The sequence below is a fragment of the Massilia timonae genome, assembly GCF_001866515.1.
Lineage (GTDB): Bacteria > Pseudomonadota > Gammaproteobacteria > Burkholderiales > Burkholderiaceae_D > Telluria > Telluria timonae.
Genome location: NZ_JRYB01000001.1, coordinates 2,745,508 through 2,757,072 on the forward strand (window position 1 = coordinate 2,745,508; position 11,565 = coordinate 2,757,072).

An 11,565-nucleotide genomic window follows, 5' to 3' on the forward strand; every position below is an offset into this window, starting at 1 on the left:
CACACCATGGCACTCCTGACCTTCGACACCCGGCACAAGCCGCGCCAGGCCTATATCAGCATGGCGGCCGTCCTGATCCTGATGCTGATCTTCCCGTTTGTCGCCTCGCAATTCGGCAACTCGTGGGTGCGCATCATCGACATCGCGCTGCTGTACATCATGCTGGCGCTGGGCCTGAACATCGTGGTCGGCTTCGCGGGCCTGCTCGACCTGGGCTATATCGCCTTCTTCGCGGTCGGCGCCTACCTGGTCGGCCTGTTCTCGTCGCCGCAGTTCGCGGCGCTGCTGGAGTCGCTCATCTATTATTCGCCGGCGCTCGGCGAAGCGCTGGTGGCCTTCTTCGGACCCGAGATCGCCGCCAACGGCATCCACCTGTCGCTGTGGGCCATCGTGCCGCTGGCGGCGTTGTGCGCCGCGCTGTGCGGCGCGCTGCTGGGCGCCCCGACCCTCAAGCTGCGCGGCGACTACCTCGCCATCGTGACGCTCGGCTTCGGCGAGATCATCCGCATCTTCATGAACAACCTGAACGACCCGATCAATTTCACCAACGGGCCGCAGGGGATCAATATGATCGACCCGATCCGCGTGTTCGGGGTGTCGCTGGCGGGCGAGCCGGGCTCCGGCGCCAACGTCATGATCGGCGACTATGCGATGCCGTCGGTGAACGCCTATTACTTCCTGTTCCTGGCCATGGTGATCGCGACGATCTTCATCACCGGCCGCCTGCAGCATTCGCGCCTGGGCCGGGCCTGGGTGGCGATCCGCGAAGACGAGATCGCGGCCAAGGCGATGGGCATCAATACCCGCAACGTCAAGCTGCTGGCCTTCGCCATGGGCGCGTCGTTCGGCGGCGTGGCCGGCGCGATGTTCGGCGCCTTCCAGGGTTTCGTGTCGCCCGAGTCGTTCTCGCTGACCGAGTCGATCGCGGTGCTGGCGATGGTGGTCCTGGGCGGCATCGGCCACATTCCGGGCGTGGTGCTGGGCGGCGTGCTGCTGGCGGCTTTGCCCGAGGTGCTGCGCCACGTGGTCGATCCGCTTCAACAGGCCGTGTTCGGCAAGGTGATCATCGAGGCCGAGGTGCTGCGCCAGCTGCTGTACGGCCTGGCCCTGGTATTGATCATGCTGATCCGCCCGGCCGGCCTGTGGCCGTCGCCGAACAGGGAAGAGCGTCCCAACGCCGCCCTGGCGCGCGAGGAAGAAAAAGCGTCGACCGCCTGATGAGTGTACAGATACATGAGCAGACCATGAGCGAACAAATCCTCCTGAATATCCAGGGCGTCAATAAACGCTTCGGCGGCCTGCAGGCGCTGACCGACGTCGGCATCCGGATCATGCAGGGCCAGATCTATGGCCTGATCGGCCCCAACGGCGCCGGCAAGACCACGTTCTTCAACGTGATCACGGGCCTCTATCAACCGGACAGCGGCACCTTCGAGCTGGCCGGCAAACCCTATTCGCCATCGGCGCCGCATGACGTGGCCAGGGCGGGCATCGCCCGCACCTTCCAGAACATCCGCCTGTTCGGCGAGATGAGCGCGCTCGAGAACGTGATGGTCGGGCGCCACGTGCGCACCAAACAGGGCGTGCTGGGCGCGATCCTGCGCCACAAGGCGGCGCGCGAAGAAGAAGCCGCGATCCGCCTGCGCGCGCAGGAACTGCTCGACTTCGTCGGCATCGGCCAATTCGCCAACCGCACCGCCAAATTCCTGTCCTATGGCGACCAGCGCCGCCTGGAAATCGCGCGCGCGCTCGCCACCGATCCGCAGCTGCTGGCGCTGGACGAACCGGCGGCCGGCATGAACGCCACCGAAAAGCTGGCGCTGCGCGAGCTGCTCGTGAAAATCAAGGCCGAGGGCCGGACCGTGCTGCTGATCGAGCACGACGTCAAGCTCATGATGGGCCTGTGCGACCGCATCACGGTGCTCGAATACGGCAAGCAGATCGCCGAAGGCTTGCCAAGCGAGATCCAGAAGAACCAGGCCGTGATCGACGCCTACCTTGGAGGTGCCCACTGATGCTCCATCCCGTTCTGAAAATCGCCGGCCTGAAGGTCGCCTACGGCGGCATCAAGGCGGTCAAAGGCGTCGACCTGGAGGTGGCGAAAGGCGAGCTGGTGACGCTGATCGGCGCCAACGGCGCCGGTAAGACCACGACCCTGAAGGCCATCACCGGCACCCTCCCGCCGTGCAAGGTCGAGGGGACGATCGAGTATCTCGGCCAGCCGCTCGGCGGCACGCAGTCGTTCCGGATGGTGCGCCAGAAGCTGGCCATGGTGCCGGAAGGGCGGGGCGTGTTCACCCGCATGTCGATCCACGAAAACCTGTTGATGGGCGCCTATACCCGTGACGACAAGGCCGCGATCGATGCCGACATCGAGAAGTGGTACACCGTCTTCCCGCGCCTGAAAGAGCGGTCCAGCCAGCTGGCCGGCACCCTGTCGGGCGGCGAGCAGCAGATGCTGGCGATGGCGCGCGCATTGATGTGCCATCCGACCCTGCTGTTGCTGGACGAGCCGTCGATGGGCCTGGCGCCGATCATGGTCGAGAAGATCTTCGAGGTGATCCGCGACGTGTCGCGGCAGGGCATCACGATCCTGCTGGTGGAGCAGAACGCCAAGCTGGCGCTGCAGGCCGCGCACCGCGGCTACGTGATGGAGTCGGGCGCGATCACCATGACCGGCAATGCGCGCGACATGCTCGACGATCCGCGGGTGCAGGCGGCATACCTGGGCGAGTGACGCCACCGACCGCGTGAGCGGCGCGCGAACGACAAAAAGCCGACAGACGCGATTGCGTCTGTCGGCTTTTTGTCTTGGCTTATTACTTCACCAGCCGCAGCTTAGGCCGCAGCGGCAGCCGTGGCAGCGCTGGCAGCATTGCCAGCTTTAGCAGCAGTCGCAGAAAATTGCGACACGGCGGCGTTCATATTGCTTTCGAGCGCTTCGACCGCCTGCTTGGAGGTCTTGCTGAATTGCTCGTAGCCGGCGTTGGCGTTGCTGATCGCGGTCTTGACGGCGGCGACGAAGCTTTCCGAGCCGGCCGGGGCGTTCTTGCTCACTTCGTCGACCAGCGAGATGACCTTGCGGTTGGCTTCGACGATCTGGCTTTCGGCGGCTTTCGAGAATTCGGCGCCGGTGCCGGTGGCGATCGAGGCCAGCTGGCGGCTGTACGACAGGGCTTTCTCGGCGTTCGGCTGCGCCTGCGCGGCGGTCAGCGAGAAGAATTCTTGCGGGTCCTTGGCGCCCAGCAGCTGGCGAGCGGCGGCCGACGAATCTTCCAGGGTCGAGCGTGCGGTGCTGATGTTCAGTTCAACCAGCTTTTCCACGCCTTCGAAGGTCTTCGAGGTCAGTGCCGAAAACAGGGCGAATTGCGAATCGAGGCTGGCCTTGGTAGCGTTCGAAAATTGTTCAGGGATTGCAAACATGTGGCTCTCCAAATATGTCGTTTCAAGAATGGACTATTGCTCTGTGAGACAGGTTCTTCATTAAAACGCAACGAAACTCTTTTTGTGCACCGCAACAGGGCAGATTTTCTGTCAGTTCGTTTGAAGCGTCAAGCGTTTTTGATGCGACGCACCATCCAAGATACATAATTTTCTAGAATGCATTTAATGCAATAAAAGTCAATTGATCTCGCGCAAAATCTGTGCATCTTTCAGCCGGTCAAAACTCCATGGTAGAGACATGCTAGACTCGACGCTTGCGATTTATTCAATGCCGTGCAGCGCGCATTGCCAGCATCATGTCGACCCACGCCACTTCCATGCCCGGCAGCTCCTGGCTGTCGCCCGTGCCGCTGTTCTTCGTCTTCCTCTGGAGTACGGGATTCATCGTCGCCAAGCTCGGCCTGCCGTATGCGCCGCCGCTGACCTTCCTCATCCTGCGCTGCCTGGGCGTGTTGGCGGTGCTGCTGCCGTTGATGCTGCTCTGGCGCGCGCCATGGCCGCGCGGCCAGGTCCTGCATCTCGCCGTGGCCGGCGTGCTGCTGCAGGCGGGCTACCTGGGCGGCGTGTGGGCCGCCATCAAGCTCGGCATGCCGGCGGGACTGACCGCCCTGATCGTGGGCATGCAGCCGATCCTCACCGCCGCTTGCGCGCCGCTGATCGGCGAGCGGGTGCGGCCGATCCAGTGGCTGGGCCTGCTGCTCGGCCTGTCCGGCGTGGCGCTGGTGGTCTACGCCAAGCTGGGCCTGGCCGGGCTGTCGCCCGCCGCCCTCGGCCTGTGCGTGTTCGCGCTGCTCTGCATCACGGCCGGCACCATGTACCAGCGCCGCTTCTGCCCGCGTTTCGACCTGCGCAGCGGCACCGCGATTCAGTTCGGGGCCACGGTGCTGGTGCTGGCGCCGATCGCGGTGTGGCTGGAAGACCTCGACCCGGCGTTCTCGACGGTTACCTGGAGCGCCGACTTCGTCATCGCCTGGCTGTGGTCGGTGTTCGCGCTGTCGATCGGCGCCATCTTCCTGCTGTTCAAACTCATCGGGCGCAGCCAGGCCACCGAGGTGACCAGCCTGATGTACCTGACCCCGCCGACCACCGCCATCATGGCCTGGCTGCTGTTCGGCGAAGCCTTCAACGCGCTCGGCCTGGCGGGCATGGCGGTGGCCGTCACCGGCGTCGCCTTCGTCGTGCGCAAACCACCGGAGACCACATGACCATCGAGAATCCTGGCCAGGCGGCCGTCGACGCCGCCATCACCTCGCGCCGTTCGATCCGCGCCTTCCTGGACAAGCCGGTCGCGCGCGAAGACGTCGCCCGCATCCTGGACGTGGCGGCGCGCGCGCCGTCCGGCACCAACACCCAGCCGTGGAAAGTCCATGTGCTGACCGGCGCCGCGCGCGCGCGCCTGTCAAGCGCGATCCTGGCGGCGTATGCCGACCCCGAGCAGGCCGCCCAGCACCAGGAGGAATATCCCTACTATCCGCGCGAATGGGTGTCGCCGTACATCGACCGGCGCCGCAAGGTCGGCTGGGATTTGTATGGCCTGCTGGGCCTGACGCGCGACGACAAGGCCGGCATGGCGGCCCAGCATGGGCGCAACTTCACCTTCTTCGATGCGCCGGTCGGGATGATCTTCACCATCGACCGCATCATGGAGCAGGGCTCCTGGCTCGATTACGGGATGTTCTTGCAGAACATCATGGTAGCGGCGCGGGCGAGGGGACTCGACACCTGTCCGCAAGCCGCCTTTACGCAGTATCATCGGATCATCGCGGCCGAACTCGGGCTGCCGGCGAACGAGATGGTCGTGTGCGGCATGGCGCTGGGCTGGGCCGATCCGGCGCGGATCGAGAACACCCTGGAAACCGAGCGCGAACCCAGCCACGTGTTCGCCCGCTTCATGGAGTAAAGTAATAACCAACAATATCTCATTGATATCAAACGAAAGTTTGAATTCAGGGGAGGTGTTGGTTTTCGCGGATTATTTCCGCACGGAATGTTCTTTTCTCTTGCGATCGAGCGTCGTTCCGCTACACTTTCATCTGTATCTCATCGGTTTGGTCCAGGGGCGTTTCGATGTTTAAACTTGCTTTGGCTGCAGTTGCCGCCGCGTTGTTCGCTATTGCACCAATGCAGGCATCCGGTGCCGGGGCGGGCGCAGGAGCGGGCGCGACCGAACAAGCGCAGAAGTCCAAGCCTGCCAAGGCTGCCAAGAAAAAGCCCAAGCGCAAAGCGAAGGCGAAAAAGACCGCCAGGAAGCGCAAGGAAGTCGCCAGCGCCGGCGACAACGGCCAGCGCATGGTGCGCCGGGTCCGCACCGTCAACGGCAAGCGCGTCGTCACCTACCACCCGGCCCGCGCCGCGGCGGGCGCCGTCGCCGTGGCGGCGGTGGCGACGGCCGGCGACAGGGCCGGCCTGAACAAGACCGACGATCCGCTGTCCCTGCGTTCCAGCGTCGCCTACGTGGTCGACCAGAACAGCGCCGAAGTGCTGTTCGAAAAGAACGCCAACGTCGCGCTGCCGATCGCCTCGATCACCAAGCTGATGACCGGCATGGTCGTCATGGAAGCCAAGCAAGACCTCGACGAAGTGCTGCGCGTCACCGACGCCGACGTCGACCGCCTGAAGTACAGCAGCTCGCGGCTGCCGGTCGGCGCGCGCATGACGCGGCGCGAACTGCTGCACATCACCCTCATGAGTTCCGAGAACCGCGCCGCCTCGGCGCTGGGCCGCAACTACCCGGGCGGCATCGAGGCCTTCGTCGCCGCGATGAACGCCAAGGCGCGCCAGCTCGGCATGATGGACACCCATTACGTCGATTCCAGCGGCCTGTCGAGCCGCAACGTCTCGAGCGCGCGCGACCTCGTCAAGCTGGTGATGGCGGCCCACGAAGACCCGCTGCTGCGCGAATTCTCCACCACGCCGAAATCGACCGTGAAGGCCAGCGGCCGCACCATGCATTACGCGAACACCAACTACCTGGTGTCGCTGCCCGACTGGAACATCGGCCTGCAAAAGACCGGCTTCATCAACGAAGCGGGACGCTGCCTGGTGATGCAGGCCATGATCCATGGCCGCAATGTGGTGATGGTGTTCCTGGATTCGAAAGGCAAGATGTCGCGCACGGCCGACGCCGGCCGCATCCGCCGCTGGATCGAGTCGCTGCCGGACCGCATGGACGTCGATGCGGTGCGCACGCCGACCATCACGGCCAGCGCGCCGGCATTGCATTAATCCTTGATCACACCGGCGCGACCGGCCGGTAACCCAGCGTCGACGAAATCCGCGACGCCGTCTGCACCAGGTCTTCGAGCCAGTCTTCCTGCAAGCGGTCGGCCGGCGCCGAGATCGACAATCCCGCCACCAGCTTGCCGCTGTCGTCATGGATGCCGGCCGCCATGCAGCGCACGCCCAGTTCCAGTTCCTCGTTGTCGCGCGCATAGCCGCGCGCCCGCACCAGGCTCAGTTCGCGTTCCAGCCGCGCCAGTTCGGTGATCGAATTGCGCGTGTGGCCGGCCAGCCCCGTGCGGGTGGCATAGGCGCGGATCGCCTTGACGTCGTCGACGGATAAAAACAGCTTGCCGGTCGAGGTCAGGTGCAGCGGGCCGCGCCCGCCGATGGCGCGCACCACCTGCATGCCGGAGCGCTCCGAGAAGGCGCGGTCGATATAGACGATCTCGTCGCCCTGGCGCACCGACAGGTTGACCGTCTGCTGGGTCTTGCGGTGCAGGGCGCGCATGGCGTCGAGCGCCGCTTCGCGCACCGACAGCCGGCTCTTGACCACATTGCCCAGCTCCAGCAGGCGCATGCCGAGACGGTAGGTGCCCGGCTCGACCCGGTCGACGAAGCGCGTGACGACCATGTCGTTGAGGATGCGGTGCGCGGTCGAGGGATGCAATCCAGATACCCGCGACAATTCCTTGAGGCTGACCGGATCGGTATAGCTCGCCAACGCATCGAGCAGCGCCATCATGCGTTCGATGACCTGGATCGACGTCTTGGCTGGAGTAGGGGTTTCCATTTTCATGATGTGGTTGGTGCAGTGCAGTATCGTTCTCTTTATACCATGATGTGAAAAGACCATGCAAACCGGCGGCTTGCGTCGCGGGCCAACTTGCCACATGCTTGTGCGCGGACGGGGCATAATGTCGTTCCTGCATGTTGGAATGCCAAGAACGATGGAAAACCCGATCAGCGAATTCAAGACCTTGCGCGGCCTGGAGCGCATCGGCGCCGCCTGCCGCAACACCTGGGACGGCCTGCGCTGGGCCTGGCGCAGCGAAGCGGCGTTCCGGCAAGAGGTCGTGGTGATCGTCATCGCCGGCGTGGTGGCGCTGCTGTTGCCGGTGTCCGGCTTCCAGAAGCTGGCCCTGGTCGGCGTGCTGGTCGTGGTGCTGGTGGTCGAGCTGATCAATTCGGCGATCGAAGCGGTGGTCGACCGCATCTCGCTGGAGCGCCATCCGCTGTCCAAGGCGGCCAAGGACCTGGGCAGCGCCGCGGTGGCGCTGACCCTGCTGCTGGCGGGCGCCACCTGGGCCGTCGTGCTGTACAACCGCTTTATGTAGGCTTTGCGTTGCGTCGTCCGCGGACGGCGCTGTATGAATCAACCATGGAGAAGACTATGACCTTACGCCTCGGCGACACCGCTCCCGATTTCGAGCAGGATTCCAGCATCGGCAAGATCCGCTTCCACGAGTGGGCGGGCGATTCCTGGGTGGTGCTGTTCTCGCACCCGGCCGACTTCACGCCGGTGTGCACGACCGAACTGGGCCTGACCGCCAAGCTCAAGCCGGAGTTCGACAAGCGCAACGTCAAGGCGATCGCGCTGTCGGTCGACCCGGCCGACAAGCACGTCGACTGGATCAAGGACATCGAGGAAACCCAGCAAACCGTGGTCGGCTTCCCGATCGTGGCCGACGCCGACAAGACCGTGTCCGGGCTGTACGACATGATCCACCCGAACGCCTCGGCCACCGCCACCGTGCGCTCGCTGTTCGTGATCGACCCGGCCAAGAAAGTGCGCCTGATCATCACCTACCCGATGAGCACCGGCCGCAACTTCGATGAAGTGCTGCGCGTGATCGACGCCCTGCAGCTGACCGACGGCTACACCGTCGCCACGCCGGGCAACTGGAAGGATGGCGACCCGGTCATCATCCCGCTGACCGTCACCGATCCCGAAGTCATCAAGCAGAAGTACCCGAAAGGCTTCGAGGCGCCGCGTCCTTACCTGCGCCTGACGCCGCAGCCGAACAAGTAAGCGGCAGCGCACGGGCGAAGCTTGCCCGGGTGTACCACAAGACGGCGAACCTGGGTTCGCCGTTTTTTCGTGGTATCCAGGCAACAAACTCGCGATGATCATCGTCGTCGGACGAATATCTCTGCATAAGCAAATGAGAAAGCTGTCGTTTGGAAAACGGCAGCCCGCGCCTTACCCTGTGCTCCACAGGAGAGCTCGGCATGTCGATGACGTATGTGATGGCAGGATTCGCGGTAGGTTTGTTGGTCGGCATGACCGGGGTCGGTGGCGGCTCGCTGATGACGCCCTTGCTGACCCTGCTGTTCGGCGTCTCGCCATCGGTCGCGGTCGGCACTGACCTCGCCTTCGCCGCGATCACCAAGAGCGCCGGCACCATCACCCACCGCTTCACCCGCACCGTGCAATGGCAGATCGTCGGCCGCCTGTGCCTGGGGGCGCTGCCGGCGGCCGTGCTGGCGGCGATCGCGCTCAACCATTTCGGCGCGCTCAGCGAACAGCTGGGGCAGGTGATCCGCTACACGATCGCCGTCTCGGTGATGCTGACCGTGGTGGCGCTGCTGCTGCGCAGCCGCCTGCTGGCCTGGATCCACGCCCACCCGGAACGCCAGCTGCAGGGCCGCGGCCTGGCGGCGGCCACCATCATCTCGGGCGCCGTGCTGGGCGTGCTGGTGACGGTGTCCTCGATCGGCGCCGGCGCCATCGGCGCGACCTTGCTGGTGTTCCTGTATCCAAAGCTGAGCCCGGCCGAAGTGGCCGGCACCGACATCGCCTACGCGGTCCCGCTGACCGCCATCGCCGCGCTCGGCCATTGGTGGCTCGGCTCGATCGACTGGATGCTGCTGCTGACCCTGCTCGTCGGTTCGCTGCCCGGCATCACCCTCGGCGCCATGGCGGCGCGCGCCGTGCCGGAGCGCTTCTTGCGCGCCTTGCTGGCCACCACCCTGACGGCGGTCGCGGCCAAGCTCGTCTTGTAAATTGCGCTCTACCAAATAGCAATTACTGTCTATGCAAATAAGTATTCTTTCGTTTGCTTTATGAACATAGCGTGAGAATATTCGAGTCCGATAGAAGAATTTGTAATAAGGACTCGCATGACTTCGCTTGCATTGCCGGGCAACGCGGCAGCAACCAAGCCCAAGCGGCCAGGCCGGGTCATCCCCGGCTTCGGCATTTCGCTGGGCTTCACGCTGTTCTACCTGGCGCTGATCGTCCTCATCCCGCTGTCGGCGGTGTTCCTCAAGACGTCCAGCATGAGCTGGGCCGATTTCTGGGCGACCGTCACGTCCGAGCGCGTGGTGGCGTCCTACCGCCTGAGTTTCGGCGCGTCCCTGATCGCGGCCGCCATCAACGTCGTCTTCGGCGGCATCGTCGCCTGGGTGCTGGTGCGCTACCAGTTCCCCGGCAAGCGCCTGATCGACGCCCTGGTCGACCTGCCGTTCGCGCTCCCCACCGCGGTGGCCGGCATCACGCTCACCGCGCTGTACGCCCACAACGGCTGGATCGGCCAGTACCTGGCCGAGCTGGGCATCAAGGTGGCCTTCTCGCCGTTGGGCGTGGTGGTGGCGCTGACCTTCATCGGCCTGCCGTTCGTCGTGCGCACGGTGCAGCCGGTGCTAGAAGAAGCCGAGCGCGAACTCGAGGAAGCCGCCGCCAGCCTGGGCGCGCCGCCGCTGCAGACCTTCATCCGCGTGGTGCTGCCGACCATCGTGCCGGCGCTCCTGACCGGCTTTGCGCTGGCCTTCGCCCGCGCCACCGGCGAATACGGTTCCGTCATCTTCATCGCCGGCAACCTGCCGATGGTGTCCGAGATCACGCCGCTCCTGATCATCTCCAAGCTGGAGCAGTACGACTATGCCGGAGCGACCGCGATCGCGGTGGTGATGCTGGTGTTCTCCTTCATCCTGCTGCTGGCGATTAACCTTCTTCAGGCGTGGACGCGCAAACGGGCGGGCAAGGCATGAGCGCGGTCCTCGACAACCTGGCGCAGCCTGCGAAGCGCGCCGCCAACAACAAGCGCCTCGACACCAGCGTGCTCGAGCCGCGCTGGGTGCGCGCGGCGCTGATCGCCGTCGCGCTGATCTTCCTGACGCTGTTCCTGTTCATCCCGCTGGCGGCGGTGTTCACCGAGGCGCTCAAGAAAGGATGGGAGCTGTACGTCGAATCGATCCTGGATCCGGACGCGGTGTCGGCGATCAAGCTGACCCTGATCGCGGCCGTGATCTCGGTGCCGCTGAACCTGGTGTTCGGCGTGGCGGCGGCGTGGGCCATCGCCAAGTTCGAATTCCGCGGCAAGAGCATCCTCTTGACCCTGATCGACCTGCCGTTCTCGATCTCGCCGGTGATCGCGGGCCTGATGTACGTGCTGCTGTTCGGCGCCTCGGGCTGGTTCGGCCCATGGCTGGCGGAGCACGACATCAAGATCCTGTTCGCGGTGCCGGGCATCGTGCTGGCCACGGTGTTCATCACCTTCCCGTTCGTGGCGCGCGAACTGATTCCGCTGATGCAGCAGCAGGGCACGGAGGAAGAAGAAGCCGCGCTGGTGCTGGGCGCCTCGGGCTGGTCGACCTTCTGGCGCGTGACGATGCCGAACATCAAATGGGGCCTGCTGTATGGCGTGATCCTGTGTAACGCCCGTGCGATGGGCGAGTTCGGCGCGGTGTCGGTGGTGTCGGGCCACATCCGCGGCGAGACCAACACGATGCCGCTGCACGTCGAAATCCTCTACAACGAATACAACTTCACGGCCGCCTTCGCCGTCGCATCGCTGCTGGCGCTGCTCGCCCTGGTGACCCTGGCCGTCAAGTCCTTTATCGAATGGCGCCTGCACGAAGCCCGTAAGGCTTCGACGGACGCCCCTCACTGAAACAACG

At 64.7% G+C, this 11,565-nt stretch carries 13 protein-coding genes; 11 read left to right on the plus strand and 2 right to left on the minus strand.

The features are described 5' to 3' along the window. Nucleotides 1-6: 6 nt before the first annotated feature. Genes LO55_RS11785 through LO55_RS11795 form a run of 3 tightly spaced genes read left to right on the plus strand, consistent with a single transcriptional unit; the run spans nucleotide 7 to nucleotide 2,737 of the window. The gene (locus LO55_RS11785; protein WP_071361578.1) at nucleotides 7-1,218 is read left to right on the plus strand and encodes an ABC transporter permease subunit; all 1,212 of its coding nucleotides are present in this window, start codon (nucleotides 7-9) and stop codon (nucleotides 1,216-1,218) included. 26 nt (nucleotides 1,219-1,244) lie between these two features. Further along, complete coding sequence (locus LO55_RS11790) at nucleotides 1,245-2,015, plus strand: ABC transporter ATP-binding protein (protein ID WP_071361579.1); 771 nt, start codon at nucleotides 1,245-1,247, stop codon at nucleotides 2,013-2,015. Further along, on the plus strand, nucleotides 2,015-2,737 hold the full coding sequence (locus tag LO55_RS11795) for an ABC transporter ATP-binding protein (protein WP_071361580.1): 723 nt from the start codon (nucleotides 2,015-2,017) through the stop codon (nucleotides 2,735-2,737). Before LO55_RS11790 ends, LO55_RS11795 begins: the two co-directional genes overlap by 1 nt. A 101-nt stretch (nucleotides 2,738-2,838) precedes the next feature. Here LO55_RS11795 and LO55_RS11800 read toward each other — a convergent pair whose 3' ends face one another. Beyond that, nucleotides 2,839-3,423: a phasin family protein gene (locus tag LO55_RS11800; protein ID WP_071361581.1), complete on the minus strand. Its 585-nt coding sequence runs from the start codon at nucleotides 3,421-3,423 to the stop codon at nucleotides 2,839-2,841. Between the two features lie 317 nt (nucleotides 3,424-3,740). Between LO55_RS11800 and LO55_RS11805 the strand changes: the two genes are divergently transcribed. From LO55_RS11805 to pbpG, 3 genes are all read left to right on the plus strand, one after another. Next, entirely contained in the window at nucleotides 3,741-4,649 is a 909-nt protein-coding gene (locus tag LO55_RS11805) for a DMT family transporter (protein WP_071361582.1), read from the plus strand. Continuing rightward, nucleotides 4,646-5,344: a nitroreductase gene (locus tag LO55_RS11810; protein ID WP_071361583.1), complete on the plus strand. Its 699-nt coding sequence runs from the start codon at nucleotides 4,646-4,648 to the stop codon at nucleotides 5,342-5,344. Before LO55_RS11805 ends, LO55_RS11810 begins: the two co-directional genes overlap by 4 nt. A 167-nt stretch (nucleotides 5,345-5,511) precedes the next feature. Next, entirely contained in the window at nucleotides 5,512-6,669 is a 1,158-nt protein-coding gene (pbpG, locus tag LO55_RS11815; RefSeq protein ID WP_143054505.1) for a D-alanyl-D-alanine endopeptidase, read from the plus strand. A 7-nt stretch (nucleotides 6,670-6,676) separates the two neighbouring features. On the opposite strand, the gene LO55_RS11820 is transcribed toward pbpG, so the two are convergent. Continuing rightward, a complete protein-coding gene (locus LO55_RS11820; protein ID WP_071361584.1) occupies nucleotides 6,677-7,462 on the minus strand; it encodes an IclR family transcriptional regulator in 786 nt (261 codons plus the stop codon). A 151-nt stretch (nucleotides 7,463-7,613) separates the two neighbouring features. Between LO55_RS11820 and LO55_RS11825 the strand changes: the two genes are divergently transcribed. The 5 genes from LO55_RS11825 (at nucleotide 7,614) to cysW (ending at nucleotide 11,558) form a co-directional block, all read left to right on the plus strand. Further along, complete coding sequence (locus LO55_RS11825; protein ID WP_071361585.1) at nucleotides 7,614-8,000, plus strand: diacylglycerol kinase; 387 nt, start codon at nucleotides 7,614-7,616, stop codon at nucleotides 7,998-8,000. 56 nt (nucleotides 8,001-8,056) lie between these two features. Further along, complete coding sequence (locus LO55_RS11830) at nucleotides 8,057-8,695, plus strand: peroxiredoxin (RefSeq protein WP_071361586.1); 639 nt, start codon at nucleotides 8,057-8,059, stop codon at nucleotides 8,693-8,695. Nucleotides 8,696-8,895: 200 nt separating this feature from the next. Continuing rightward, nucleotides 8,896-9,669, plus strand: coding sequence for a sulfite exporter TauE/SafE family protein (locus LO55_RS11835; protein WP_005665757.1), 774 nt, complete (start codon nucleotides 8,896-8,898; stop codon nucleotides 9,667-9,669). 117 nt (nucleotides 9,670-9,786) lie between these two features. Continuing rightward, nucleotides 9,787-10,656, plus strand: a complete 870-nt coding sequence (gene cysT, locus LO55_RS11840) for a sulfate ABC transporter permease subunit CysT (RefSeq protein ID WP_071361587.1) — start codon at nucleotides 9,787-9,789, stop codon at nucleotides 10,654-10,656. Continuing rightward, nucleotides 10,653-11,558, plus strand: a complete 906-nt coding sequence (gene cysW, locus LO55_RS11845; protein ID WP_071361588.1) for a sulfate ABC transporter permease subunit CysW — start codon at nucleotides 10,653-10,655, stop codon at nucleotides 11,556-11,558. The genes cysT and cysW overlap by 4 nt, the downstream gene beginning before the upstream one ends. Nucleotides 11,559-11,565 lie beyond the last annotated feature (7 nt).

Coding starts and splice junctions, on each gene's coding strand:
- cysW (WP_071361588.1), top strand. CDS start 10,653: ATGAGCGCGGTCCTCGACAACCTGGCGCAGCCTGCGAAGCGCGCCGCC.
- LO55_RS11810 (WP_071361583.1), top strand. CDS start 4,646: ATGACCATCGAGAATCCTGGCCAGGCGGCCGTCGACGCCGCCATCACC.
- LO55_RS11785 (WP_071361578.1), top strand. CDS start 7: ATGGCACTCCTGACCTTCGACACCCGGCACAAGCCGCGCCAGGCCTAT.
- LO55_RS11825 (WP_071361585.1), top strand. CDS start 7,614: ATGGAAAACCCGATCAGCGAATTCAAGACCTTGCGCGGCCTGGAGCGC.
- LO55_RS11790 (WP_071361579.1), top strand. CDS start 1,245: ATGAGCGAACAAATCCTCCTGAATATCCAGGGCGTCAATAAACGCTTC.
- LO55_RS11800 (WP_071361581.1), bottom strand. CDS start 3,423: ATGTTTGCAATCCCTGAACAATTTTCGAACGCTACCAAGGCCAGCCTC.
- LO55_RS11795 (WP_071361580.1), top strand. CDS start 2,015: ATGCTCCATCCCGTTCTGAAAATCGCCGGCCTGAAGGTCGCCTACGGC.
- LO55_RS11820 (WP_071361584.1), bottom strand. CDS start 7,462: ATGAAAATGGAAACCCCTACTCCAGCCAAGACGTCGATCCAGGTCATC.
- LO55_RS11805 (WP_071361582.1), top strand. CDS start 3,741: ATGTCGACCCACGCCACTTCCATGCCCGGCAGCTCCTGGCTGTCGCCC.
- LO55_RS11835 (WP_005665757.1), top strand. CDS start 8,896: ATGTCGATGACGTATGTGATGGCAGGATTCGCGGTAGGTTTGTTGGTC.
- LO55_RS11830 (WP_071361586.1), top strand. CDS start 8,057: ATGACCTTACGCCTCGGCGACACCGCTCCCGATTTCGAGCAGGATTCC.
- cysT (WP_071361587.1), top strand. CDS start 9,787: ATGACTTCGCTTGCATTGCCGGGCAACGCGGCAGCAACCAAGCCCAAG.
- pbpG (WP_143054505.1), top strand. CDS start 5,512: ATGTTTAAACTTGCTTTGGCTGCAGTTGCCGCCGCGTTGTTCGCTATT.